At 72.3% G+C, this 25,951-nt stretch carries 20 protein-coding genes; 5 read left to right on the plus strand and 15 right to left on the minus strand.

Annotated elements, in window-relative coordinates; all coding sequences use genetic code 11:
- Positions 1 to 32: 32 nt before the first annotated feature.
- From ABIA38_RS16360 to ABIA38_RS16370, 3 genes are all read right to left on the minus strand, one after another.
- Positions 33 to 1,331, minus strand: a complete 1,299-nt coding sequence (locus ABIA38_RS16360; RefSeq protein ID WP_424639365.1) for a glycosyltransferase — start codon at positions 1,329 to 1,331, stop codon at positions 33 to 35.
- A gap of 416 nt (positions 1,332 to 1,747) precedes the next feature.
- Positions 1,748 to 4,429, minus strand: coding sequence for an ATP-binding protein (locus tag ABIA38_RS16365; RefSeq protein ID WP_424639366.1), 2,682 nt, complete (start codon positions 4,427 to 4,429; stop codon positions 1,748 to 1,750).
- A 674-nt stretch (positions 4,430 to 5,103) separates the two neighbouring features.
- A complete protein-coding gene (locus tag ABIA38_RS16370) occupies positions 5,104 to 5,640 on the minus strand; it encodes a hypothetical protein (protein ID WP_424639367.1) in 537 nt (178 codons plus the stop codon).
- A gap of 1,384 nt (positions 5,641 to 7,024) precedes the next feature.
- On the opposite strand from ABIA38_RS16370, the gene ABIA38_RS16375 reads away from it, so the two are divergent.
- The 4 genes from ABIA38_RS16375 (at position 7,025) to ABIA38_RS16390 (ending at position 11,404) form a co-directional block, all read left to right on the plus strand.
- Complete coding sequence (locus ABIA38_RS16375) at positions 7,025 to 7,678, plus strand: hypothetical protein (protein WP_424639368.1); 654 nt, start codon at positions 7,025 to 7,027, stop codon at positions 7,676 to 7,678.
- Between the two features lie 222 nt (positions 7,679 to 7,900).
- Positions 7,901 to 8,815 (plus strand): ricin-type beta-trefoil lectin domain protein, encoded by a 915-nt coding sequence (locus ABIA38_RS16380; RefSeq protein ID WP_424639369.1) that lies wholly within the window; start codon positions 7,901 to 7,903, stop codon positions 8,813 to 8,815.
- Between the two features lie 706 nt (positions 8,816 to 9,521).
- Positions 9,522 to 10,502, plus strand: a complete 981-nt coding sequence (locus ABIA38_RS16385; RefSeq protein WP_424639370.1) for a hypothetical protein — start codon at positions 9,522 to 9,524, stop codon at positions 10,500 to 10,502.
- Positions 10,503 to 11,002: 500 nt separating this feature from the next.
- Positions 11,003 to 11,404 carry a hypothetical protein gene (locus ABIA38_RS16390; protein WP_424639371.1) on the plus strand — a complete coding sequence of 134 codons (402 nt, stop codon included), beginning with the start codon at positions 11,003 to 11,005 and terminating at the stop codon, positions 11,402 to 11,404.
- A gap of 94 nt (positions 11,405 to 11,498) precedes the next feature.
- On the opposite strand, the gene ABIA38_RS16395 is transcribed toward ABIA38_RS16390, so the two are convergent.
- Positions 11,499 to 14,357: an AfsR/SARP family transcriptional regulator gene (locus ABIA38_RS16395; protein WP_424639372.1), complete on the minus strand. Its 2,859-nt coding sequence runs from the start codon at positions 14,355 to 14,357 to the stop codon at positions 11,499 to 11,501.
- A gap of 692 nt (positions 14,358 to 15,049) precedes the next feature.
- On the opposite strand from ABIA38_RS16395, the gene ABIA38_RS16400 reads away from it, so the two are divergent.
- On the plus strand, positions 15,050 to 15,703 hold the full coding sequence (locus ABIA38_RS16400) for a class I SAM-dependent methyltransferase (protein WP_424639373.1): 654 nt from the start codon (positions 15,050 to 15,052) through the stop codon (positions 15,701 to 15,703).
- Here ABIA38_RS16400 and ABIA38_RS16405 read toward each other — a convergent pair.
- The 11 genes from ABIA38_RS16405 to ABIA38_RS16455 form a co-directional block, all read right to left on the minus strand.
- Complete coding sequence (locus ABIA38_RS16405) at positions 15,656 to 16,381, minus strand: helix-turn-helix domain-containing protein (RefSeq protein ID WP_424639374.1); 726 nt, start codon at positions 16,379 to 16,381, stop codon at positions 15,656 to 15,658. The two genes, ABIA38_RS16400 and ABIA38_RS16405, sit on opposite strands and share 48 nt — an antisense overlap.
- Before the next feature lie 241 nt (positions 16,382 to 16,622).
- Entirely contained in the window at positions 16,623 to 17,585 is a 963-nt protein-coding gene (locus tag ABIA38_RS16410; RefSeq protein ID WP_424639375.1) for an alpha-ketoacid dehydrogenase subunit beta, read from the minus strand.
- Positions 17,582 to 18,583 carry a thiamine pyrophosphate-dependent dehydrogenase E1 component subunit alpha gene (locus ABIA38_RS16415; protein WP_424639376.1) on the minus strand — a complete coding sequence of 334 codons (1,002 nt, stop codon included), beginning with the start codon at positions 18,581 to 18,583 and terminating at the stop codon, positions 17,582 to 17,584. The genes ABIA38_RS16410 and ABIA38_RS16415 overlap by 4 nt, the downstream gene beginning before the upstream one ends.
- Positions 18,580 to 19,494: a phytanoyl-CoA dioxygenase family protein gene (locus tag ABIA38_RS16420; RefSeq protein ID WP_424639377.1), complete on the minus strand. Its 915-nt coding sequence runs from the start codon at positions 19,492 to 19,494 to the stop codon at positions 18,580 to 18,582. Before ABIA38_RS16420 ends, ABIA38_RS16415 begins: the two co-directional genes overlap by 4 nt.
- A 72-nt stretch (positions 19,495 to 19,566) precedes the next feature.
- The gene (gene hppD / locus ABIA38_RS16425; RefSeq protein WP_424639378.1) at positions 19,567 to 20,556 is read right to left on the minus strand and encodes a 4-hydroxyphenylpyruvate dioxygenase; all 990 of its coding nucleotides are present in this window, start codon (positions 20,554 to 20,556) and stop codon (positions 19,567 to 19,569) included.
- Between the two features lie 51 nt (positions 20,557 to 20,607).
- The gene (locus tag ABIA38_RS16430; protein WP_424639379.1) at positions 20,608 to 21,885 is read right to left on the minus strand and encodes a beta-ketoacyl-[acyl-carrier-protein] synthase family protein; all 1,278 of its coding nucleotides are present in this window, start codon (positions 21,883 to 21,885) and stop codon (positions 20,608 to 20,610) included.
- Positions 21,882 to 23,501 carry a class I adenylate-forming enzyme family protein gene (locus ABIA38_RS16435; RefSeq protein ID WP_424639380.1) on the minus strand — a complete coding sequence of 540 codons (1,620 nt, stop codon included), beginning with the start codon at positions 23,499 to 23,501 and terminating at the stop codon, positions 21,882 to 21,884. The genes ABIA38_RS16430 and ABIA38_RS16435 overlap by 4 nt, the downstream gene beginning before the upstream one ends.
- Positions 23,502 to 23,621: 120 nt before the next feature.
- Positions 23,622 to 24,263 (minus strand): beta-ketoacyl synthase N-terminal-like domain-containing protein, encoded by a 642-nt coding sequence (locus tag ABIA38_RS16440; protein WP_424639381.1) that lies wholly within the window; start codon positions 24,261 to 24,263, stop codon positions 23,622 to 23,624.
- Entirely contained in the window at positions 24,260 to 25,372 is a 1,113-nt protein-coding gene (locus ABIA38_RS16445; protein ID WP_424639382.1) for a beta-ketoacyl synthase N-terminal-like domain-containing protein, read from the minus strand. Before ABIA38_RS16445 ends, ABIA38_RS16440 begins: the two co-directional genes overlap by 4 nt.
- Entirely contained in the window at positions 25,369 to 25,656 is a 288-nt protein-coding gene (locus ABIA38_RS16450) for an acyl carrier protein (RefSeq protein WP_424639383.1), read from the minus strand. Before ABIA38_RS16450 ends, ABIA38_RS16445 begins: the two co-directional genes overlap by 4 nt.
- Complete coding sequence (locus ABIA38_RS16455; RefSeq protein ID WP_424639384.1) at positions 25,653 to 25,928, minus strand: acyl carrier protein; 276 nt, start codon at positions 25,926 to 25,928, stop codon at positions 25,653 to 25,655. Before ABIA38_RS16455 ends, ABIA38_RS16450 begins: the two co-directional genes overlap by 4 nt.
- Positions 25,929 to 25,951: the final 23 nt, after the last annotated feature.

Genomic DNA, 25,951 nt, shown 5'->3' on the forward strand with positions numbered 1-25,951 from the left:
GGCCCGCTCCCTGCCGACCCGTGGAGTGCCGCTCAGCCGAGCCCGTCGACCAGGTCGGCGATCACGTCGAACGGGCGGTGCAGGACGAGTTCGTTGCGCAGGGCGCGGGCCCGCTCGCCGAAGCGGGGGTCGCCCAGGACCGCGGTGACCGCCTCGGCGATCGCGGACTCCGTCGGCCGTCCGGTCCGCAGATCGAGGCCGGTTCCGCTCCACTGCACCCGCGCGGCCACCTCGGGCTTGTCCTCGGACGCGCCTGCCACGACCAGGGGAACGGAGTGGCGCAGCGCGGCGTGCACCCCGCCGTAGCCGCCGTTGGTGACCAGGACGTCGGCGTACGGCAGCAGCCGCTCGAAGGGCACGTACGCGCCCGCGCGGGTGTTCTCGGGCAGTTCGCCGAGCAGGCCGGTCAGGATCCGGGGGCCGTCCGGGCGGCCGGTGGCCGCGACCACCAGGACGTCCCGGCCGGCCAGGGCCCGGACGGTGGGGGCGACCAGTTCGTCCAGGTCGTCGTTGGCCACGGTGCCCTGGGTGACCACGACCACCGGCCGATCCTGCGCCAAGTCGTCCCACCAGCCGGGCAGTTCGGGATCGTCGCCCGCGGGCGCCGGGAGCGCCCCGACGAGGCGAAGGTTCGACGGGGCGTCGGTACGCGGGTACTCGAGCCCGGGCACCGTCAGCAGGAGGAAGTGGTCGGCGACGGTGGAGAGGACGTGGCCGAAAAAGCCCTCCGGGAGGGGTGCGTCCACCGTGGCGAAGAGTTCCGCCGCATAGCGCGTGAGCGGTTCGCTGAGCCTGGCCACCTCGGCGTTGAGCGCCGCGTTCCGGGCGCGTCCCTCCTCGCCCGGAACCGGCGGCAGTCCGAAACCGAACGGGGCGGTGTCCACGCTCTGCAGCGGGGGGACGCCGGTGCCGATGTTGACCACGGTCGGCCGCCGGTCCGTCGGCAGCGCCAGGGCCAGGGCCTGGGCCCCCACGAAGCCGGAATCGGCGATGACCGCGACGGCGGGGAATTCCGACAACACCCGGCGCAGGGTGCGGTACTGACCGGGCATCGGGTCCAGGAAGAGGTTCTTCATGTCGAACGCGACGCGCTCCGGACCGGGCGTGGTGGCGTCCCGCCCGGGGAAGGCGGTGCCCAGGTCGCGGTCGTCGAAGTCGGACTCGGCAGGCAGCGCGACGAACCGCGCGCCCGCCGCCTCGGCAGCCTTGCCGTACCGTGCCCCGCCGAGGAACACCACCTCATGGCCGCGAGCCACCAGATCGGCGGTGATGGCGAGCAGCGGTCCGGTGTGGCCGTGTGCCGGAATGGCGGCGGTGATGATTTTGGACATGGGAATTCCCTTGGACAGACAGGTGGATGGACGGACAAACGCACGGACGGAGCGAAAAGATGCGCCAGGCGCTGCACCGCGCGGTGACGGAGTCGCTCATCGGGACGGCCGGCGGCCGGGGCGACACAGGAAGACGCTAGAACCCGTGCCGATCCGGGATAACCGTCAACCGGGCGGCGGATACCGCGTACTTTGCGCCGGGGGACCGCGTATTCAGGCGATCAACGCACACCGGTTGCGGCTCGGCGGAGGATGCGTGTCGTGCGCGGTCGGCCGCACGGCGGGCCGCCGCCCTCGTCCGGCGGCGTACGCGGGCAACTCCTCCGATGCGGCCGGCGGCCCGGCGTGGTGCCGGCGGAGCTGCCCGGCCGGCGCGGACGTCCGGCCGGCTCCGGCCTTCGACGACCTCGCCTCGTTCAGCGGCGCCGGGCGGCCCGCATCGCGGGCGCCAGCTCCGTGCGCCCGGCGATGCCCAGCTTGCGGTAGGTGCGCGTCAGGTGTTGTTCGACCGTGCGCGGCGCCAGATGCAGCCGGCCGCTGATCGCCGCGTTCGTCAGTCCTCGGGCCGCCAGGTCGGCGACCGTGTGCTCGCTGCGGGTCAGGGCGGTTGCCGGCCTGCTGCCGGGGCGCCTTCCGTGGGCACGCAGCGCCTCGCGAAGGGCGGGCACGAACAGACCCATGCCGTACTGTTCCGCGATCCGCAGTGCCTCGGCCAGCCCGTCCGGCTCGTCGAGCGCCAGCAGGGCCCGCACCAGTGCCGACCGGGCGGGGGTGTCCCGGGTCAGGTCGACGGCCTCACGCAGCAGGGCGGTATCCCCGTGCACGATCCCGGCCGCGGAAAGCGTGACGCCCAGCGCGTGCGGGGTGCCCCACCGGCGGGCCGGCCGCAGCTCGTCGTCGGCCAGCCGACGGGCCTGCGCCACGTCGCCCAGCCCGTATGCGGCGAGCGCCCCGAGGGACCGCCAGGGGACGACCAGCGGGTTGTCCACCGTCTCGGGCAGCAGCCGCCCGCACATGAGGGCGTCGGAGAGCGCTTCCTCCCACCGGTGCTGGGCCAGTCGCAGACCCGCACGCGTACCCGCCACCACGAACTGGTCCGTCGAGCGGAGTTCACCGAAGGCCAGCGCTCCCAGGGCCTTCTCCGCCTCGTCGAGACGGCCCGCCGCGAGCAGTGCGCCCGCGACGAACCCGCCCGCGTGGAAGATCGGTCTCCCGCTCCCGGGAGCGGCCTGGGGCTCCTCGACGTCCCGGGCGGCGGCCAGCGCGTCGTCGGTGTGGCCGGCCAGCATGGCGCACATGAACCGGACCCAGGCCGTGCCCCGCAACACGACCGGCCAGCCTCGGCGAGCCGCCAACTCCTCCGCCCTGGCAGTCCAGGCCAGGGCGTCCGCGAAGCGTTCGGATGTCAGTAGCCCTTGGACCGCCCCGTACTGAATGTGCATATCGGCCGCTTCGGGTTCCCCCGCGCCCCAGAAGAGATCCAGCGCCCTGGCCGCCTCAACGGCGCAGGCCTCGGCGTCCGAAGCGATCTCCCCGGCGAGTTGGGCGCGGGCCGCGCACACGATCGCCCGGCCGTGCGGATGGGCGTCGGCCACGGTCTCCACCCGGTCCAGGATCGCGCGCACCGGGCCGTCGGACAGCCAGCCGGCGCCCATCGAGCGGGCGATCAGCGGCAGAGTCGCGGCCGGATCATGCCCGGCCACCTTGTCGATGACCGCACCCATCACCTTCGTTCCCGCGCTGAAACCTTGCGTGTTCAAGGTGGCGAGGAGCAGGTCGGAGGCCACCTGGGCGTACAGATCGCCGCTGGTCAGCGGCAGCAGCTCGACCAGCGCCTCCCGCGCGGCGACCGGGTCGTCGACGATCAGGGCAGCACCGAGCCCGGCCCGCAGGCGCAGGCGCGTGCCCTTCGGCAGGCTGGGCGCGCTCAGCGCGTGCTTCATCAGCGTGGCGGCCGACTCGAACGCCCCCACCCGGTGGCTGCCCGCCGCCGCCTCGGCCAGCACGTCGATCTGCCAGTCCTCGCGGGGCGGCCCGGCCTGGAGCAGATGGGCGGCGATCCGCTCGGTACTGCGGAAGTGCCGGTGGCCGAACTCGGCCGCGGTGAAGTGCAAGGCACGGGTACGCAGCGGATTGAGCGTGGCGGCCACCGCCGAGGCGATGATGGAGTGGACGAAGACGATCTCGTCCTGCTCGTACTTCACCATGCGGCCGTGCAGCAGCGCGTCCAGCGCCGACGCGGCCCGGTCCGTGGTCAACCCGGCCACCTCGACGGCCAGTTCGAGGCTGCCGTGGTCACCGGTCACGGTGAGCGCCTGCGCCAGCTCCAGGGCGCCGGCCACGGCCCGCAGGCGGGACGCGGTGCAGTCGACGACGGCCTGCGAGGTCACGGTCGTCACGTCCGGGATCGCGTCCCGCGTCGGGCGTACCCCGCGTTCCCGGAGCACGGCGAGTGCCTGGGTGACCAGGAACGGGTTGCCGCCGCTCGCCGCGTGGCAGGCCCGAGCGAAGCCGTCGTCCACCTCCTCGCCGAACGTGCGCCCGGCCAGCTCCGCGACGTCGCCCGCGTCCAGGGGCGCCACCCACACCTGGGCCGCACGCGCGGTCAGTTCGGCAACCAGCGGCTCGTCCCTCGGGTCGTCCAGGCGGCGCCCGGCCAGCACCGTGACCGGCAGCGTGTCGATCCGCGTCGCGACGTAGTTGAGGAAACGCAGCGAGGCCGCGTCGGCCCATTGCAGGTCGTCGACCACCAGCAGGACCGGCCCGGCCGAGGCGATCTCCCTGATCCCCGAGGAAAGAGCCTGGATCGCCTCGAACGGATCCTCGACCTTCGCCTTCAGTACGGCCCCATCAAGATTCGGAAGCAGTTGCCGTGCGACACCGAAGGCGAACTCACGCTCCAGCGCACTGGCGTTGGCCCAGAGCACACGCGCCCCCGCGGCGCGGCCGAGCTCACCGGCGTACCGCAACAACGTCGTCTTGCCGATGCCGGCCTCGCCCGAGAGCACGACCACCCTGCCGCGGCCCTCACCCGCCGCCCCGACGGCCTCGGCCAGCACCCGAAGCTCCAAGGCCCTCCCCGGCAACTTTCCCCCCATGACCAGCACTTCCCCTGCCCCAAGTTCGATCTTGCAACCAGGCAACCCTAACTCCCGGACCCTGCGGCGTGGCGGAGCGCTGGTGTGGTGGGTGGTGGGTGGTGGCGGGCGAGCGTTGGGAACCGCGAATGGTGAGCCGTGGTCGACGGATTTGCGCTCCGTAGCGTGTGCCTGCGGACACGACGACCTCGATCCGGGATGGGCGGGACAGGCGCCGGTCACATGTGCGGTCGACGCCGTCCGGGTTTCCGTCGTGGGGGCACAGCCCGCACAGCCCGCCGCGAGGCGGAATGTGTGGACCCCCGCGAACGGCACCCGCCCGCCCTGCCGGCAACCACCCACCCACTGCACGAACTTCACGCGAACGAGACCCCACCGCCGCCCGGCCCCCGAGGTGGCGTTGACGCTGATCGGCGGCCGGCGCACGGACGCCGGGGCGGTGCGCGACGGCGAGGAGACCGCACCGCCCACCACGACAACCGCGATCACGGCCCCGGCTCGTTGCCACGCGGCCGGCGATGTCCTCGAGGCTGCTGCGCTCGTTCCGAACCCCGCCCGGTCGGATGGGTGAACGGATATCCCAATGCGGACGACGTACGTGACCTCGCTATGGGCCGTCCGGACTCGGAAGAGTCAAGGGTCACCTTCGCCGAGAATCGGCCCGCCGGGGTACGTCAGTCACGGTCCGAGGCGGACAGCGTGTCGGCGATCATGCGGGTGGCGAAGCCGGGGTCGTCGGTGAGGCGATTGATGTGCTCCGCGAGTAGAAAGGCGGTTGCCTCCAAGGGGGTCATCTCGTCCTTGGTCCAGCGTCCGTACTGCGCGCGCCACAGACCGGGGCTCAGACCTGTTCCCGCAGCGACGACCAGGCCGGCCATGGTGGGGATGGCTTCCGGACGGATGCTCACCGGCATCATGCGCAGCGTGGCCACGAGGTTGGGCAGCACACCTTCGATGGGGTCCATTCCATGCTCGGCATAGGCGCCCCGCAACCACTCCATGAACAGGAGGATGAGCGTGCACGCGCCGTCCAACACGGCCGCCGCTCCCTCGGGGCTCAGTGACGCGACGAACCGGTCCGTCAACTCCTGCTGCTCGGGATCGGTGTGGACGTCGCCGCCATGGATGCTCTTGAGCCGAGAGTCGACCATCATGAGCGCCGCACCCACGTCGCCGACGGGGGCGTGTGAAGGATCGCAGGGTGATGACACGGAACACCTCCTCGCATGGCCGCAGTGGGTAGCGCGGCATGTCCGCAGATTAGACCTCGGACGAGATTCGGATCCCGCGAATCCCGATACCGGCACGGAAGTTCTCCCGGGCCACCGCCCACCGCCCACCGGCTGCTCGGCCACCTCCTCCCGGGCACCTACGACAAGCACCGCGTCGACGGAGTCGGCCTCCACCTCACCCGCACCGCCACGCTCGAGCAGTACCTGGACCTCCTCGGCGTCCGCCGCCGGGAACTCCCGGTGCCGCGCGCCGTGTTCGCGGAGCTTCCGGCCGGTTGCCGGGCCGATGTCGAGCCCCGGACCGGCCGGGAGGAGACCGATGTCCGCCGGCTCCCGGAGGGCCTGATCCCCGTGCTCGCGCCGGGGCATTGCCCGGTGGGCGCGCAGCCGCTGTCGGAGCCGGAGTGGCGGGTGTACCGCTCGCGCCGGTGCGGCACGCGCGCGCCCACCCTGCGCAGGCGCGGATGGCTCCCGGCTTCGCCGGTCCTTGCGCTCCCGGCGGAGCTCACGCCCGTCCGCGGGGGCACGGGGGGCGTCCTTCGGTTGCCCGGGGAATAGCTGATTCCGGGGGTGTGGGTTGTGTCCTGAAGTGTTCTGGTGACGGCGTTACAGGCGCGATTACGGTTCAGGGGCTGTCGAAGGGACCGGTGGGTGGGGCTTACCGGTCGGGTCGGAGCATGCGGTGGGGGAGGGGACGCGCTGTGACGCAACGTGGTCCGCGCCGGGTGGCGGACGACCCGGCACCGTGTACGAGGCATGTCGCGGGAGCGGGAGCGGGAGCGGGAACGGACCGGTTCGCGACAGTCCACCGGGACCGGGAGGACACCCGACGTCGGCGGATCCTCGCGGAGCGTTCCTCGGCCTCCGAAGCGGTCGTTCCTGGCGCCGGCGCCGGACGAGAGCCACGGTTCCCGGCGTGGTCGTCCGCCCCCCTTGCGTCCGTGTACCCGGCACGCGTCGACGCCTGCCCGGTACACGGACGCCCAAAAGGCACGAGCCGGCGACCTTCCGGACTCGACCGGGCCGTCCGGCCCTTCGCGGTCACGGGCGATCCCATCGGCCCCTCGTGAGCCCATACGGCCGCGACCGGCGCACCCGGACGGCCCGAACGACCCGAGGCCGGGCACGTGCCCGCCCGGTCCGACCGCTCCGGCGCTCGAGTACCCGCGCCGGCGCCCGGCCGTCGGCCGTCGGTCCCCTTCCCGAAGTTGTCCCGCCCGCGTCCCGTCGAAGACGGTGCGACGTCGACGACGACGGGAGCACCCGGCACACCCACGGTGTCGCCACTCGGCCGCGCAGACGCACGGCCGGGCCGTCGGAAGACCACGAAACACCTGCCCGCAGCCATCACATCGGAGAGAAGATGACCCCGAAAACCAGACGCTTCCTGTCCGCGACCGCCGTATCCGCGGCCCTGGCCTGTGGACTCCAACTGGCAACCGTCACTCCCGCCGCGGCCACGCCCAACCCGTTCCCGAAGTCCGAGAGGCATGCCCCACTCGACTCGAGCGCCGGCATCAAGCAGATCACCGTGTGGATTTCACCCGAGTTCGAGACCCGTCAGCAGGAAGCCATCGGGGAAGCGCTCGACAACTGGAGCGTCAAACTGGTGGGAGACAAGGGGCTCTTCAAGCGCGACGCGAGGCAACCGGACCCCCAGCGCCCAGGTAGGCAAACCACCGGAATCACGTTCGGCATCGTGGAGGACTGGGAGCTGTGGAGTCAGGCCCAAGCCGGGCCGAACGAGGGCTGCTTGGACGGAACATGCTCCCTCGGGCTTCCCCAGCGTGTCGAAGTCGGCCGGACGACCGCGAATTGGCCGGCCACTTGGAGGACTGCCGCCGTGGCCCTCATGGTTCACGAGATCGGCCACACCCTGGGACTGGCGCACGCCACCGATCCCGGATGCGAAGTCATGAGGGCGACTGACACGGAGGTCCCCGCCGGCTGCTCCGACACGTTGGCCGTGCCCACCGACGCCGAGAGGGACGCGGTCAAGACGATCTACGGCCTGTAGCGTCCCGCGGACCTGCGTGGCGACCACCGACCCGGACCGTCGCCACCGCGCGACCACCACGACGATCGAAGGCCGTCCAACCCTCCCCGGCTCGACGACGGCTCGGCGCAAGGAGGCGTACCGCACGGCCCGTCGACCGCAATACCGGCGTGAGAAAAGCAGGGGAGGTGCCGGCGCGTCGACACAGTTCGTACCGGATCGACGATCAGACGAGGGGTGGAAGTGAACTGGATCAGGAAGTTCGCAGCCGTGGGCGTCGTGTGCGTGTTGTCGCTCGCGACACTCGTACTGTCCGGGGCGCCGGCATCGGCCGTGACGCCGACCGCGAACCGGCTGGGACCGATCTTCTCGGCGAGCAACAGCAGACTGTGCATGGACGCCGCGGGCGGCAACTCCGGAAACGGAACCTCCGCGCAGGTCTACACCTGCAACCGGTCGGATGCGCAGAAGTGGACCATCCACGCAGACGGCACGCTGAGAGTCCTCGGCAAGTGTCTCGACATCCCCAACGGGGGAACGGCCACCGCCACCCCGTTGCAGCTGTGGGACTGCACCGACGGCGCGCCCGGCCAGCAGTGGAAGGCGTACTCGAGCGGGGAATTGGTCAACCCCAATTCCGGGCGCTGCATCGACGCCGGTGTCGGGGCACCCAGCATCCAGCTGCGGATACAGGACTGCACCATGGCGAACTACCAGCGCTGGGTGATTCCGCACGGCGGCCGGATCGTCTTCGGCTACAACGACCTGTGCCTGGACATCGCCGGCGGACAAAACGTCGACGGAACGAAGGTACAGCTCTGGGACTGCAACCTGTCCTCGGCGCAGCTCTGGTCCTTGATCGACGGCAGGATCATGGCGGCCCCGACCGAGACCTCTCATATGTGCCTCGACGTCGCCGGCGGCGGGACGGGCAACAACACCAAGGTTCAGGTGTGGAGTTGCGTCCCCGGCGGAGTCCCCGCCCAGAAGTGGGTACAGGACGCCAACGGTCACCTGATCAATCCGGCCTCCGGTCGCTGCCTCCGACCCCCCAACCCCGTGGGGACGAAGGGCGAACAGCTGGAGATCTTCGACTGCGCGAACGACACCCCCTGGAACGTGTGGAAGACCCCCTTCGACGTCGAGACAACCCCGTGACGGGGGCTGCGGGCCCAACGGGCGGTCCCGTAGCCCAACGGGCGGCCCCGCAGGCGGGGCCGCGGGCATGACGCCGTTCACCGCCCGGCGCAGCACGGGTCCACGACCGGTCCAGTAGTCCCGGGCGGGGCAGCGGTGGGCGGCGATCCATGAGCGGGTCGACCACCCACCGCCGCCCTGTGGGATCTCGGCGAGCGGCAGCGGGTCACCCTGGACGCGGGCCGAGCCGGGCCGCGGCGAGAGTGAGCGCCTACCGATCCGAAGCGGACGACGGGTCCATCCGCGCGATCGGATCTCCCGGCGCCCGAGCCTCCTCGACCAAGGTCGCCGTCGCCGTCGACTACGCCGCCCTTCGCGGGCAGACACGGATCGGGTCCCGCTCGCCCCGGCTTCGAGGACTGCCGCGGTGCCGCCGTTGCCGATGTGGTCATCCGCTACGAGATCTCGAAGGCCGTGCTGCGGGTCACCGTTGTCCGGGCCGCCGCCGGCCATTTCTGACTGTGCATCAGATCTCGGCTTCCGACGCGCGCGTGGCTCGGGGAATCCGGAGCCTTTGCACCGTTGTTCGTCCCGCTGCAAGTGCGCCCACCCCGCTTGGAACACCGGCTGTCTCGACGGTTAGTGTTCTCGCCATTCCTGTAGACCCCCGGAAGCGCCCGACGCTCCCGGGCTTTGGGTCTGCGCAGGATCGAGGGGGGACTGCTCGATGGGCTCACGGATGGGACGGGCGTCGGCGGCTGTGGCGTGCCTGACCGCAGTCGTGCTCGGGGCCGGGGCGTGCACCGGCACGAACGACGGCGCGGCCACCGCCAAGGAGGCGGCGTCGACGGGCGACGCAGGGGCGATGCGCGCACTCCGAGATGCGCAAGAAGCCGCGACGGCCAAGCAGACCGTCAGCGGCAAGGGGACGATCACCGTCGGCGAGACCGGCCCGACTCTGTCGGTGGACTCCGCGTTCCGGTACGGTCCGGCCCCGGTCGTGCACGCCGCGACGATGTTCGGCGGGTCGGCGCAGCCGGGGAACGGCATGCGGTCGCCGTCGATCGAGTACCTCGTCACCGAGACCCAGCTCTACGCGAAGGTCCTCGACGGCGGTGACCTCCCCGATGCCGGCGACGTTTCGAGGTTGTGGATCAGGCGCCCTGCCCCTGTCGTTGCGGCCGACACGGACGGCCCGAGGATGCCTTCGGCCACGGCGGACGCGCACCTCGCCCTGCAGGACCCGGTGGTGGGGCTCGCCGTGCTGGCGGCGGCTCCCGACGTGCGCAAAGTCGGCGACGAGCCGGTGGACGGCATCCCGAGCGCGCACTACCGGGGCGTCTACCCGGCGTCCGCGCTCAAGTCCGCGACCGCGGCGTCGCTCGGCCTGACCGAGGGCCAGTACCGGCGCCTTGCGGTCGAGTTCCTGGACAACCGGCAGACTTCGGTGCTGCTCGACATCTGGCTCGGACCCGACCGGTTGCCGGTGCGTCAGAGCGCGAAGAGCCGCTACGAGCGCGCCGAGGACCCGCTGTTCAAGACCGGCCGGCCGGGCAGCAGGCAGTCGTCGGCCGCCGCCGTGGACGATCCGGCAGACCTCGACACGATGCCGAAGCCGCTCGCGTTCGGCGTGCTCGTCACGCACACCGGTTGGGGATCGCCCGTGGACGTCGCCGAGCCGCCGGCCGAGCAGATCCGCACCCCGTAGGGCACTTCGTTGCGGCTGCTCGGGTCGGCGGGTCGGGCGAGATCCTCTCCACCACCGGCGACCTGCTCCGCTTCGAGACCGCACTGCTGCACGGCCGCCTGCTGCGGCCGGCCGAACAACGAGCCATGGCGACCCGTCAAAGTCTTTCGCCATCCGGTTTCCCCTCTCCCTCTCCGTGGACCGGAACTCCGGTGCCCTGGACCAAAGTTCCCGACTCCAGGGGCATGATCGTGAGAGCCCGGGCGGGTCCCGAACGCGGTAGTCGGCCCGAGATGGCCTGCCAAGTCCGCCCGCATCGCCGGGTGGACGGCCTTCGTCGATGAGAACTCCGCCCTCGCGGAACGCCTCGACGCCGCGACCGTGACGCACGTTCGCCGACGGTGATCCCGTCGGTCGTTTCAGCGGACGGTCACTCGGCGGTCAGTGGTGGTCCAGTCGGCACTGCAATCGTCGTCGCACGCGGATCGATCCGCGTGCGAGATTTCGAAGGAGTGTCCCTCATGGTGAAAAAGACGCACATGATGCCGAAGGCGGTTCTGGCGGTCCTGGCCGCCATGATCATCGGCATCGCGACGATGGCTTCGGCACACGCGGCGCCCACGCCGGGGAAGAGCAACATTTGGCAGGAACAGCGAACCGGTGTCAAGGCTGCACCTGCGGTCCCCATGTCGGCCCAGGCACCTGCCGGTGTACTGGCCAACTTCACCTGCTTCCCGCCGTTCCGCTACAACAACGCGGCGCAGTGGAACTGCACGGTGCACAGCGGTGCCATCGTGTTCTGGATCCAGTGCTCGATCGGCGGCACGTACACCAGCGCTCCTCACGGACCGGGTAGCTACTCCGTGTATGCCCGGTGCCCCCAGGGCCGCCGGGTGAATGAAGGCGTCTACGGGGTGAGCTGAGCCGTTCCCGACCAACGCGCCGCGTCGGCGCCGGGTCGAGCCGGGTTCTCCAGCGGACCCGGCTCGACCGCTGTCCCGCACCGAGGCGAGGACGCTACTGCCGCAGCCGGGTGCGGACCGCTGCCGCGTGGTCGTGGCCGAGGTCGTCGAGGATGGCGAGTGCGCGGTGCCACGCGTCACGGGCCCTGGGGAGGCCGCCCAGGGCCTGGTGGCTGTCGCCGAGCCGGGTCAGGGTCTCCGCCTCGTAGTAGCGGTCCCCACCGTCCCGGTGCAGTTCCAGGGCTTGGTCGTAGTGGTCCACCGCCCATCGGTGCCGTCCGAGGCAGGCGTACGCGAAGCCGAGGCTGTCCAGGGCGTTGGCCGTGCAGTAACGATCGCCGAGTCGTCGGGCCAGGACGAGCGACCGCCGGCAGTAGGTCAGGGCCCGTTGCTGGTCGCCCAGGTGCGCGTATGCCTCGCCGAGCATGTTGAGGGCCCTGGCCTGCCCGTCGCGGTGGTCCGCGGCCCGCAACATTTCGAAGGCCAGCAGGGCGTGCTTCAGGGACTCCGGGTAGTGGCGCAGGCTGTTGAAGAGCAGTGTCAGATTGCGGTGCGTGTGGGCCTGGCCGACCAGGTCGCCGACGTCGTGGAACAGGGCGAGTGCCGCCTCGAAGTGGCGGCGCGCGTCCGCGTTTTGGCCCAGTCGAGCGCAGCACCGGCCGAGGACCCGGTGGGTGTGGGCCAGTCCTACCGGGTCGTTGAGGCGGTGTGCCGCCTCCAACGCGCACATCTGCATCGTGAGTTGCTGCTGCCAGTGCCCTCGCAGGTCGAGGAAGTCCGTCAGGCACCAGGCCAGCCGCCAGGCATGGGCGTCGAAGCCGGTGTCGGCGGCCAGCCGAACGGCGGCGAGAAGCACCCGTTGTTCGGCGGCGACCCAGGCCACCGCGTGATCCCGGTCGGTCAGCTGCTCCGGGCTGCTCCCGGGCTCGATCCGCTCCCGGGCCGCCGGCACCGAATCCCGATGCGGATCCATCATCTGCGCGGCCCGGTACGCCGTATGCAGGTAGTGGTCGAGAATCCGCCGCGTCGCCGCGCTGCGTTCCGCGGGGCGCTCGTGGGCCTCCGCGAGCTCGACGGCGTAGGCACGGAGCAGGTCGTGGCAGGCGAACCGGCCGGGCAGGTGCTCGGTGACCAGATTCACCCGGGCCAGATCCTCGAGCAGCCGGCGTGCCCGGGACTCCGGAACGGCTGCCAGGCCGGCTGCCGCGGGCGGCGTGATGTCCGGTCCGGGGTGCAGGCCCAGCAGTTGGAAGAGCCTGGCCGCTGCGGTGTCGAGAGTGCGGTGTGAGCAGGAGAACACCGCCCGTACGTCGGTGGCCCGGTCATCGCCGGCGAAGAGGTCGAGGGCGGTGCGGGCGGCGCTCAGTTCGCCGGCGAGCGCACCGAGTGAGAAGTCGCGGTGGGTGGCCGCCCGGGCGGCGACGATGGCCAGGGCCAGCGGCAGCCCCGCGCACCGGGTGATGAGCTCGTCGGTCGCCTGCGGTTCCGCCGCCACCCGATGCGGGCCGATCCGGCCGGCCAGCAACTTCCTGGCCTCGGCGGCGGGCAGCACATCGAGGACGGTCGGCGCGGCCCCCTCGGCGGCGACCAGGCCAGGCATCCGGTTGCGACTGGTCACCAGCACCAGGCAGCCGGGCGAACCGGGTAGAAGCGGACGGATCTGCTCGGCGTGCGCGGCGTTGTCCAACACCACCAGTACACGACGGCCGGACAGCAGGCTGCGGTACAGCGCGCTCTGCGCCTGGACGCTGACCGGAATACGCTGCTGCGGCACCGCGAACGCGTCCAGGAACCCCCGCACCGCCTCTGCCGGCGTCACCGCCGGCCCACCCGGGGAGAATCCCCTGAGGTCGACGAACAACTGCCCGTCCGGGAACCGATCGGCCCGACGGTGGGCCCAGCGCACCGCGAGGGCGGTCTTCCCCACGCCTGCGGCACCGGTGATCATCGCGATCGTCACCGCGTCGGCGCGTGGCGCCGGGCAATCGAGCAGGTCGTCGAGTTGCCCCAGCTCGTTGCCGCGTCCCACGAACACGGGCAGGTCCGGGGGGAGTTGGGCGGGGACCTCGGCCCCGGCGGGAGGCCGTGCCTCGGCCCCGGCCGCCTCCCGCCGGGGCCCTTCGACCGGGGCGGCGCGGCGAACGGCCACCGTCCCTTCGGCGTCGTTTCGCCGGCTCAGCAGCGCGGCGTGTGCCGCGGCCAGTTCAGGCCCGGGATCGACGCCGAGTTCGGCGGCGAGCCGACGCCGGACGCTCTCGTAGACGACGAACGCCTTTCCGCGGTGCCCGGCCAGTTGGTGCGCCCGGATCAGCCGCGCCTGCGTGGCCTCGTCGAAAGGGTGGCAGCACGCCTCCTCTTCCAGGAGCGGCAGTGCTTCGGCCGCGGCACCCGAGGCCAGCAACGCGTCCACGTACCGGGCCAGCACGGTCCGGCGCTCGCCGAGCAGGCGGACTACCTTGGGGTGGTCGGCGAGGACCGGCACGTCGGCCAGGGGTGGCCCCTGCCAGCACCCCAGTGCGTCCCCGAGCAACCGGGTCACCAGGGGGAGTTCGCCGGCACGCACGGCCTCGTCGGCTGCGGCGACCAGTCCGCGGAACCGCGCCAGGTCCACGCCGCCGTCCGCGAGCTGAAGTGCGTACCCGTCGCCGACTGCGGGGATGACCACGCTCGGGGTGCGCCGCACGCGGTCCGGCTCCAGGAGTCGGCGCAGGTGTTTGACGTAGCCCTGGATGACGTTCGTCGCAGTGGCCGGTGGACTGTCCCGCCACAGCGCGTCCACCAAGTCGGCCCGCGACCACGGCTGTCCGACCGTCAACGCCAGCAGCCCCAGGAACCCGCGCTGTCTCGCGCGACCGAGATCGATCTCGGTACCGTCCCGCCACGCGCGGACTCGCCCCAGGATTTGCACGTGCATCCGCCCCACCCCCACCCAGACGGGCTCAGACCGCAGAGGTCCAGATGTGCACGGACACAACAAAGCAGGCGTTGGAATCCACGTCCAGTTGCCATTCGGCCACATTCCGCGACACTTCGCGTTCCAGCCTTCGTAGCCCGGCCGTCCGTGCGACCCCGCCCGACCGTCGGCCCGACCCGGGCGGCAACACCGGCCCGTACCCGCGGCCATGGTCACGGTCCGGCGGGTTCGCCGACGGGCTCGGTGCATACGGAGTTTCTCGCCCCGCCCGAGATCAGTCTCCCGTCCCGCCCGTGGGCCAGGAGCAGGGCGTGGTCGGTGGCAGTGGCGGACGTGGTCATCCCGGCGAAGGTGGGTTCGCGGTGGCCGGTTCGGGTGTGCCGAGCCGCGCGGGGAACGGCCCCGCACTCGACGAGGCAGGCCCGTCCGGCGAGTTGCGCCCCGCGAACTCCACCGAACCACGGTGCCGGCCGAGACCTGTGGGTGTTCCGCGGCCTGCCGCCGGATCGATCGGGGAGTCTCGTCTCGTCACACACCGACAGAGAGGGGCGGGGTGTCGGTGGGGTTCGGCTTGCGTGGCCGGCGACCGGCACACCCGCCCGAGCGGGAGGCCGGGCGGGGCTCGCGAGCGGGCTGCGCGCGCGAGCGGTTTGTTCAAGACCGTGCAGCGCGGTGCGTTCGAACCTGTACGCATGACCGAACGAGCTTTCACCCCCGCATTGGGCCGTTTCGCCCCAACGCGCTTCTACGATCCGCTTGTCGCCCTGACGCGCGAACGTCTGTGGCGTGGCCTGCATGCCATGCATGTGGCCCCGCGGCCCGAGGATGTGATCATCGACGTGGGCTGCGGTACCGGTTCACTGGCGTCGTTATTGAGCCGTGTCGAGCCGCGCGCGCGGCTCGTCGGCATCGACCCCGATCCTGACGTGCTGGCGGTGGCCCGAGGAAAGGCCGACGCCGCGGGCGTGGCGCCGGAATGGCGGGTCGGCATGGGCGACACGCTGACGGAGATCCTGGGCGCCGGCTCGGCGACCACCGTCGTCTCCAGTCTCGTGCTCCACCAATGCCCGATGGCGATGAAGCGGGCGATCCTCGCGTCCATGTTCGCGGTGCTGAGACCCGGCGGAAGGCTGGTGATCGCCGACTATGGGTTGCAGCGGACAAGGCGCATGCGCCTCGCGTTCCGTGTCGTGCAATTGGCGGACGGCAGGGACGACACCCAGCCCAACGCCGACGGTGTCCTGCCGGGATTGATGTCCGACGCCGGATTCCGCGACCCGCGCGAGGTCGAGGTGGTGTCAACGGTCACCGGCTCGATCTCGGTTTACGTCGCCCATCGCGACTGAGGGGCGTAACACCGGCAGCATGGCCGACGGCGTGAGCCCCATCATCTCGCGCATCCGCCTGTTGAAATGCGCCTGGTCGGCGAAGCCGCCCGTGATCGCCGCCTCGGCCGGCGACTGGCCCTCGTACAGTGCCTGGGCCGCGCGGCCCAGGCACTGCCAGATCCGCCAGCGCGCGAGTGGCAGGCCCAACTGACCCCGTGCCAGGGCGCGAAGACGTTGCGGTGACAGTCCGACCTGCGCGGCGAGGGCAGGCATCGAAACCCTCCGGTGCGCCAGGGTGTTCATCGCCTCCACCAGGCGGGCGTCCAGTTCGCTCGATCGGTGCGCGCCGGCGGGCCGGATGCTCTCCTCGCTGAGGTCACGCATCCCGGGGGCCGGGGTGATGCCTTGCTCGCAACGTCGACGCAGCCGATCCGCGAACGCGCAGTGTGGCTCGACAAAGAACGTGAGCACGGCCGGCGCCGGCAACATTCGATGCCGCACCATCGGCGGCACGATCAGTGCTCCGGCTCGATGACGGGTGCCGAATGCGTCCAGCATCGTCAGCTCGCCCCGGGCCGCGATGGAGACTTGGAAGGCGGCGTGACCATGAAAGGTGTTGCCGACCGACGGACCCCCATACAACAGGTAGCCCTCGCGGACGGCGAAACGCGGCACCATCTCCTCCCCGTCCTCCACATCCTCGATGTTGTCAGACCACGACGGCGTAGGGGAGGAGCCCGGTGGAGGAGAGTGTGCCGACGACGACGGCGGCATGGCATGGCCGCGGCCGAATGAACCGGCACCGAACCGATGGTTGCCGCCGGGAGCGGCGTGGATTCCGCTCCTGGAACTGCTCACGGTCCCCGTGGTAGCGGTTGTCGGACGTGCCGATCCTCCGCTGAATGGGTTGCGTAACGGCGCCGGGCCGGGGGTTGCTTCATGACTTCATGACCGCGCGCAGGGCGTTGCGCAGTTGGTCGCGGTGGGGTTGCAGGGCGCGGTCGAGGCGGAGGGCGAACGGCAGCACGGTGCCGTCCGGTCGGGTGATCCGCCGGGGCGGGGCGACAAGACGCATCTCCTCGGCCGCGGTGGCGAGGACCTCGGCGCCGATGCCGCAGCTGCGGTTGGAGTCGTCGATGACGACGAGGCGTCCGGTGCGTTCCAATGAGGCCGCCAGGGCCGGCCAGTCGAAGGGGTGGAGGGTGCGGGGGTCGAATACCTCGACGGAGATCTCCGGGGCGAGTTCCTCGGCGATGGCCAGTGCGTCGTGCACGAGGTGGCCGACGGCGACCGCGGTGACGTCGGTGCCCTCGCGGTGGATGCGGGCCGAGCCGAGCGGGATCGGTGCGAGTTCCCAGGTGACGGTCTCGCGGACCGGCAGCGCGGCGGCGGGGGCAAAGACGATCACCGGGTCCGGGTCGGCGATCGCGGAGCGCAGGAGTCCGTAGGCGTCGGTGGGCGTGGCCGGCACGACGGTCTTCATGCCGGCGTGGGCGAAGAGGCTGTAGGGGTGGTCGGAGTGCTGGCCGGCCCAGCCGTCCCTGGAGCCGGAGCCCGGGACCAGGCAGGTCAGCGGGACGCCGGCCTGACCACCTGTCATCAGGGAGAACTTGTGGGCCTGGTTGACGAGTTGCTCGAAGACGAGGAAGAGCAGCGAGGGGATCTGGAATTCGATCACCGGCCGCCGTCCGGTCAGGGCGGCGCCGATGGCCATGGAGGTGAAGGCCTGCTCGGAGAGCGGGGTGTCGACGATCCGGCCGGGGCCGAAGCGGTCGAGCAGGTTGAGGGTGGGGCCGGCCATGCCCGCGCCGATGTCCTCGCCGAAGACGCAGACCGCCGGGTCCTCGGCGAGGGCGTCGGTGAGCGCCCGGTTGAGTGCCTTGGTGTAGGAGAGCCTCATCCCGTCGACCCCGCCCTCGGGCGCAGCCCGTCGGCGTAGAGATGGTCCGCAGCCCGTTCCGGGTCCGGGTGTTCGGAGGCGAGGGCGAACTGCTGTGCGGCGGCCAGCTGTTCGGCGACCGAGGTGTCCAGTTGCGCGGCGCGGCCGTGGGGCAGGAGTGCGGCGGCGCGCGGCAGCGGGTCGAGGCTGCGCCAGTCGGCGATCTCCTCCGGGGTGCGGTAGTGCAGTTTCATCAGCCGTTCCATGGTGTGGTGCCCCTCGAAGCGGTAGGTGCGGCACTCGAGCAGGCCGGGACCGCCGCCGCCGGCGGCCCGTTCGACGGCCTCGGCGGCAGCCGCGCGGACGGCCTCGGTGTCCATCCCGTCCACCTCGGCGGCCGGGATCCCGAAGGCGGCGGCCCGGCCGATGGCGCTGCCCGCCACTGCGGTGGCGGCCGGCAGCGTGGTGGCGTAGCCGTTGTTCTCGCAGACGAACAGCACCGGCAACTGCCACATGGCGGCCAGGTTGAAGGACTCCAGCAGGACGCCCTGGTTGAGTGCGCCGTCGCCGAAGAAGGCGACGGCGACCCGGTCCTCGCCGGCCTGCCGGGCGGACCAGGCGGCGCCGACCGCGATCGGGCCGCCGGCGCCGACCATGCCGTTGGCACCCAGGATGCCGAGGGAGAAGTCGGCGGCGTGCATCGAGCCGCCCCGGCCCTTGTTCAACCCGGCGGTACGGCCCAGGAGTTCGGCCAACAGCCGGTCCGGGGCCGCGCCCTTGGCGAGCACATGGCCGTGGCCCCGATGGGTGGAGGTGATCCGGTCCTGCGGGCGCAGTGCGGCGCAGACGCCGACGGCCACCGCCTCCTGCCCGATGTAGGGATGGATACCGCCGATGATCGCCCCGGACTTCACCAGGCCGAGCGCGAGTTCCTCGAAGCTGCGGATCAGCCGCAACATCCGGTAGCGCGCGGCGGGGGAGCCGAGGCCGGCGGAGTCGGGGTGGGCGGGGTCGGTCACCGGGTTCCCCGCCAGATGACGGGGCAGATCTGCGGGTCGGCGTAGTCGGGGCGGCCGCCGGGGGTGCGGCGGACCACCACGTCGTGGTTGTACGAGGCGGGGGTGCCGTCCGGGCGGGTGGCGTGGCGGTACCGGTTGCCGCCGTCCTGAAGGTGCAGTGAGATGGCCCGGCGCGGGGTGTCGGCCAGGTTGGCGCCGCTGCCGTGGTAGGTGCGGCAGTGGTGGAAGCTGACGTGCCCGCGCGGGATGACGACGGGGATCTTGCGCACCTGTTCGCCGTTGTGGTGGGCGTTGGCGGCGAGGATCGATTCCAGTTCGGCGCGGTCGCGCCGGGCGAAGTGCCGGGTGGCATCCTCCCCGGAGGGGAGTTCCTGCCAGCGGTTGCTGCCGTCGATCATGGTGATGGTGCCGTTCTCCACCCCGCAGTCGTGGAAGGGGATGAAGGCGGTCAACATGTCGTCCGAGGACGAGGTGTGCCAGTAGTGCTTGTCGAAATGCCACGGCACCTGGTTGGAGGGCTCCTCGGGCACGGGCGGCTTGAGGATCAGGGTCGACTGGAAGACCCGGATCTCCTCGGTTCCGGCAAGCAGTGCGGCGACCGCGCCGACCAGCGGCTTGCGCAGGATCGCGGCGATCGCGTCGCTCTCGTAGTGCACGTAGTCGTTGTGCCGCTGGACCGGTCCGTGCGAGGGTTCCCAGGAGGCCAGGTTCGGCGGCCGGACGGCGAGGGTGCGGTCTCGGTGGCCTTCGTAGTACTTCTCGGTGGCCGCCTGGAGGGTGTCCAGCTCCTCGTCGGTGAACAGCCGGTGGGAGAGGTACCAGCCGTGCTCGCGGTAGCCCGCCACCTCCTCGGGCGTGGGCAGCAGGGCGCGCTCGCCCCGGGCCAGGACGAACTCGGGTGCGGTGGTCATGGGGTGCTCCTCCTCGGAGGTCGGACGGACGCGTCGCACGGACGGGTCGGACGGACGAGTCGGGCCGGCGGGTCAGACGGAAGCGGCTGCGCGTTGGCGCTCGACGGCCTCGTAGAGGGCCTTGATGTTGGCGGTGCCGAAGGTGCCTGCGCCCCGGCGCTCGATCACCTCCAGGAAGAAGGTCCGCCGGGGGTGGGTCGAGCGGGCGAAGATCTGGAACAGCAGGCCGCCGTGGTCCTGGTCGACCAGCACGTCCAGCTCGCGCAGCGTCTGCACCGGAATCGCGGTGCTGTCCAGGCGCTCGGCCAGGCCGTCGTAGTAGGTGCCGGGGGTGGAGAGGAACTCGATGCCGTGCGACCTGGCGGTGCGGACGGCGGTGGTGATGTCGTCGGTACGGAACGCCAGGTGCTGGACGCCCGCGCCGTCGTGGTCGGCGAGGAAGGTGTCGATCTGGCCGGCCCGGCGGCTGGTGTCCGGTTCGATCAGAGTGAAGGTGACGCCCTCGGAGGCGCTCTGCACCACGCTGGAGTCCATCGCCTGCTCGCCGACCTCGATGTACTCGTCGAAGATCCGGTGGAAGCCGAGTGCGGCCTCGCAAAACCGTACGGCGTCCGCGAGTTGCCCGGCGGGGACGCAGATGGCGGCGTGGTCGATGGCGTCCAGCAGTTCGCCGCCGGTGTGGGCCGGTTCGTCCCGCAGCGGGACGAACCGCAGCGCGGTGTCGCCGAAGCCGGCGATCAGCCCGCCGGCCCGGTCCAGGACCACGGCGCCGTGCCGCTCGGCCCGCTCCAGCGCGGCCTGCGGGTCGGTGCAACCGAGCGCCAGCGCGGCGACGCCCTCGCCGTGCCGCTCGACGTAGCGGGCCACCGGGTGATCGGTGTTCTCGCTGGAATGGAGCAGCAGTCGGATGGCGCCCTGGTGGAGGTGGATGGTCTGCACCTCGGGCTGCCCCCCGGGCGGGTCGGTGTCGCGCAGGAAGCCGAAGCCGGTCTGGAGTTCGGCGGCGGTCTGCGCGGCGTCCGCGCAGTGGTACTCGACATGGGTGATCGTCTGGATGGACAACTGGGCTCCTGGCGGAAGGAGTTGGGAGCGGAGGGCGCAGGCTGGGGCGGCCTATTTGACGGTGCGGGTGGGCGTCGGCCCGAAGATCAGGCTGGTGTTGTGGCCGCCGAACGCGAAGGCGTTGCTCAGCGCGGCCCGGAGTTCGGCCGGCCGGGCGGTGCCGCGCACGTGGTCCAGGGCGCATGCCGGGTCGGGCTCGGCCAGGTTGAGGGTGGGCGGGAGCAGGCTGCGGGCCACGGCCAGCGCGGTGATGGCGGCTTCCACCGCTCCGGCTGCGCCCAGCAGGTGGCCGGTGGCGCCCTTGGTGGAGCTGACGGCGGGCCGGTGCTCGCCGAACACCGCGTTCAGCGCGGCCGATTCGGCGACGTCGCCGAGCTTGGTGCCGGTGCCGTGTGCGTTGACGTAGCCGATGTCGGATGCGGCCAGGCCGGCGCCGGCGAGGGCGGTGCGCATGGCGTCGGCCGCGCCCTCGCCGTCCGGGCGGGGCATGGTCGGGTGGTGGGCGTCGGTGGTCGAGCCCCAACCGATCAGCTCGGCGTAGCCGGCCGCGCCCCGGGCGTCCGCGTGCTCGGCGCTCTCCAGGACCAGGACGGCGCTGCCCTCGCCCAGCACGAACCCGTTGCGGCGGGTGTCGAACGGTCGGCTCGCCTGCGCCGGGTCGGGCCAACCCTGGGCCAGCGCACGGGCGTTGGTGAAGGCGGCGGCGATCGTCGGATGCAACGAGGACTCGGTCCCGCCGCACACCACCACGTCGGCGTCGCCCGCCCGGATCAGCCGCAGCCCCTCGGCCACCGCCTGGGCGCCGGCCGCGCAGGCCGTCACGATCGTGGTGCTGTAGCCCCGGATCCCGTGCTTGATCGCCACCCGGGCGGTGGCCATGTTGGAGAGCATCCCCGGAAGCAGATACGGGCTGACGCCGGGCCGGCCGCGCTCAAGGCGCCGGTGCGACTGTTGCTCGAACGTCTCCAGGCCGCCGCCGCCGGTGGCCAGCACCACGGCGGTACGGCGGGCGTCGACGTCGCGGCCGACCACCAGTCCCGCGTCGGCCAGCGCGTCGTCCGCGGCGGCCAGGGCCAGCAGCACGAAGCGGTCCACGCAGCGGGTCTCGGTCGGCGGCAACACCTCCCGGCCCTCGATGTGGGGGGCGATCCCGGCGGCGGGCAGCCAACCGTGCGCGGCGTGGCCCCGCGGCACGGCGACGATGCCGCTGTGCCCGGCGGTCAGCGCTGCGAAGACCTCGGCGGGCTTGCGGCCCAGCGGGGTCACCAGGCCCATCCCGGTGACGACGGCGCCCGGCCGGCTCGGGGTTCGACGCGCGGTCGGGGTCATCGGCCGGTCACCGAGGCGAGGTAGCGCTCGCGCAGCAGGACCTTGCGGACCTTGCCGGTCGGGCCGAGCGGGATGTCCTCGTCGCCGACCACCAGGACCGAGCGGACCGTGGCCGCGGTGTGCTCGTCGAGCGCGGCGACGACCTCCTCGGTGCGGTCGGCGGCCGGGTCGGCGCCGTCCGCGAGGATCAGCAACACGTCGGTGACCACGCGGTCGCCGTCCTTGACCGCGACGACCGTGCAGTCCCGGACGCCCGGGACGCGGGCCAGCACCTGCTCCTCGGACATCGCGGTGTACAGCCGCTTGCCGTCGCCGAGGTCGACCGAGTCCACCAGACGGTCGACGTGGTAGTAGAAGCCCTCCTCGTCCCGGTACATCAGGTCGCCGGTGAGGAAGCGGCCACGGAGCCGGGTGCGGTAGGTGGTGACCGAGTCGTTCCAGTAGCCGGGCGCCAGGGTCGGGGAGGCGGTGGCGAGTTCGCCGACCTCGCCGGGGCCGAGCGGGTCGCCGTCCGGGCCGACCACCTCGCAGTCCACGAAGGTGTGCGGACGGCCGACGCAGCGGCCGTACTTCTCGGTGCCGGGGGCGTGGGTGATGAAGAAGTGCGAGTGGCCCATCTCGGTCGAGCCCAGGCCGTCGACGAACACCGAGCCCGGCTCGCGGCCGCGGCCCCGGCGGGTGACGGTCTCGCGCGAGCCGGTGGCGATCAGCCGGCGGATGTGCGCCTCGTGCGCGCAGTCCCCGGTGTTCCACCACAGTGCGATCGTGTCGAGCTCGCGGGTGGACAGGTCGTGGTGGGCGAGGTCGGCCCAGGTGGCGGCGAAGCCGATCACCCCGCGCGGCTGCCAGTTCTCGATGGCGGCCAGCACGCCGATCCCGGACTGCTGGGAGAGCAGGGCGAGTTCAGCGTGCGTACTGAGGGCGAAGTTCACGGCGATGAGGGTGGCCGCATGCGGGGCGGGCAGGGCGCTGAGCATCCGGTCCGAGCCCTGCGGGCGGGGCAGCGTGGCCCGGTGGCGGATCGCCGCGTACAGGCTGGCGTGCGAGTGCACCACGGCTTTGGGCATCCCGGTGGTGCCGGAGGAGTGGGTGATCGCCACCGGGTCGTCCGCGCAGTGCCGGTACGGCTCGGGCGCCGCGTCCGGGTCGCCGGAGCCGAGCTCGCAGGCATCGGCGAGCACCGGGGTCGCCGGGTCGTGCCCGGCGAACTCGGCCCGGTGCTCGGGGTCGGTGAGAATGCCGACGGCGCCGAGGCGGGCGATGTAGCGGGCCGCGCGCTCGCCCCGCACCCCGGGGTTGAGCAGCGCCGGGATCGCCCCGAGCCGGACCAGTGCCAGGAAGGAGAGGACGTGGTCGGCGGCGGCGGTCGCATACACCACCACCGGGTCCCGCCGGCCGACCCCGAGGGTGTGCAGCGCGGCTGCCCGGGCCCGGACGGCGCGGTCGACCTCGCGCAGGGTGAAGGGCTCCCAGGCGGCGTGCTCGTCCACCGCGGTGTCGAAGGTCAGCAGTGGGTCGTCGAGACCGATGCCCAGGGCGATTCTGCTGGTCAGCACGTTTCCTGCGCCGACGTCCGGGTCGCCCGCCAGGAGGCTGCGGATACTGCGGATGCTCACGGTGATGGATCCCTCCATGGTGCCGGCCATGCGGTGTGCGGCGTTCGGGACGCGTACGGACGGGGTGTCCGCAGTGTGCGCGGATGCGCGGTCGGTGGGGTGCGACGGTGCGTCGCGCGGTCAGCCGGCGGCGACCAGGACGGCGGTGCCGTGATCGGTGCCCCCCGCCGGTTCGGCCTGCTCCGCGGCGATGACCAGGACCTGGTCGGCGTCGCCGTCGGCCAGGAGCAGAGCGGCCAACTCCAGTGCGTCCGCCGGGATTCGGCCGGGTGCGGCTGCCTCCCGCGGGCTGATGGCGACCACCGGGCCGGTCAGCCCCCAGCGGGCGGCGATATGCCCGAGGATCGCGTTGGGGTTGGACTGGAAGAACAGCAGCGGCGGCATCCGGCGCCCGGAGGCGGCGGCGGTGTCGATGGCCAGTGCGGTGGCGCGGTCGCCGCCGGCGCTGGCGAGTACCAGCCCCGTGCGGCTGGTCGCGGGTGGTGGGGACGGGTGGTCCCCAGGTGCTCCATCCGGCCCGTCGGATCGGGCCGGCGGGGTCGTAGTGCCCGGCATGGGCCGTTCGCTCCGGTCGTCGCGCCCGTCCGCCCCCGCTCTGCCGCCCTCCCGGCCCGGGTCGAGGTGCCGGGTGAGGCACAGCTCGGCGACGGCCGCGACCAGGGGGTTGAAGGTGGAGGCCGAGAAGCCGGGCAACGGCGGTGGCTCGCCGGTTCCCTGCGGGGGCGGCCAGGTCGCGGTGGCGAGAGTGCGCAGTTTGCTCATGCGGCGGCGACCAGGAGTGCGGTGTTGGCGCCGCCGAACGCCGAGTTGAGGCTGAGGGCGTAGCGGGGGCGGTCCGCGCGCGATTCCGCCAGGACGAGGTTCAGGCCGATCTCCGGGTCGGGGCCCAGCCAGCCGGCGTTGACCGGTAGCCGTTCGTTGTGCAACGCCGCGATGGTGACCACGAGTTCGAGCAGTGCGGAGGCTTCCAGGGCGTGGCCGTGGACGGACTTGCTCGAGCTGACCGGGAGTTCGTCCAGGGCGTCGCCGAACACCTGGCGCAGCGCCCGTGCCTCGGCCAGATCGGACATCGGCGAACCGGTGCCGTTGGCGTTGACGTAGCCCACCTCGGACGGGGCGACACCCGCCCGGGTCAGCGCGGCCCGGGCGGCGCGGGCCACGCCCTCGCCGTCGGGGCGTGGCCGGCACACGTGATGGGCGTCGCCGGAGCGGCCCCAGCCGGCCAGCCGGGCCAGCGGGGGCGCGCCGCGCCGTTCGGCGGCCGTGTCCGCTTCGATGACCACTGCCGCCGCGGCGTCGCCGAGCACGGTGCCGGTCCGCCCGCTGCTGAACGGCCGCAGTTCCCCGTCGCGGGCCAGGGCCCGGCCCGCGTCGAAGGCCGCGAAGATGCCCGGCTCCACCAGGTGGCCGGCCGCGACCAGCACCCGGGGGTGCCGGCCGGAGGCGACCAGGGCGGCGGCGTCGGCCACCGCGGTGGCGGCCGCCACGCAGGCGCCGGTGTAGACCCGGGTCACCCCGGGCAGGCCGAGGGCGGCGGAGCCCCTGGTCACCGCCTCGACCACCTCGCGGGTGCGCAGATCGCTGTGCAGGGCGAGCAGCAGCGGCGGGTCACCGGGCCCGGCGGGCAGCCCGGACTGCCGGCACGCGTCGGCGACGACGCCGAGTAACGCTCGGGCCAGCGGCGGCGGGTCGAGCAGCAGGGCGGCCCGCCGGGTGCCGCGCCGACCGACGTCGAAGCGGGTCACCTCGGTGAAGCCGGTCCTGCCGTGTACGGTCGCGGCCGTCAGCGGGGCGAGCCCGGGGCCGAAGGCACTGAGCACCCCGAGACCGGTGAACACCGGCCGGACGTCCGGCGGTGCGCCGGCACTCATGACCGCGTGACCCCACTGGTTCCGGTGGCCCCGGGGCCGGGGGTGAGGGCGGCGGCGAGGACGGCTTCGCGCAGCACCGTGACGGCGTCGTCCACCGTGCGGACGGCCTCGAACTGCTCGTCGGAGAGTTCCAGGACCACCGCGTAGCGCTGCTCGAACTCGGCGGTCAGCCAGGTGAGTTCGAGTGATCCGAGGGTCTCCGGGACACGGTCGGCGGGGCGCTGCCCGAACGCCGCCAGCATCTCCACGACCTCGGCCCGGTCCGGCAGTACGGGCGTACTCACGCGGGGCTGCCGGAGACGGTCGGGGCGGCGGCGATCTGTCGGGCCACGTCGGCGGTGAACTGGTCGAGGGTCATCAGCGCGGTGGTCTCCATCTCGTCGAGGTCGAACTTGACCCCGAACTCGTCCTCGACCTGCACCGACAGGTCGGCGAGTGCCAGCGACTCGAGGTCGAGTCCGGCCGGGCCGAGGTCGGTGTCGCCGGTGACCTCGGAGACGTCGTAGTTCATCTCGGCGAGTGCCGCGAGGACGAACTCGCGGATGCGCTCCTGCATGGTGGTACTCCTCGTGCCGTGTC

The organism is Embleya sp. AB8, from assembly GCF_049739465.1.
Classification (GTDB): domain Bacteria; phylum Actinomycetota; class Actinomycetes; order Streptomycetales; family Streptomycetaceae; genus Embleya.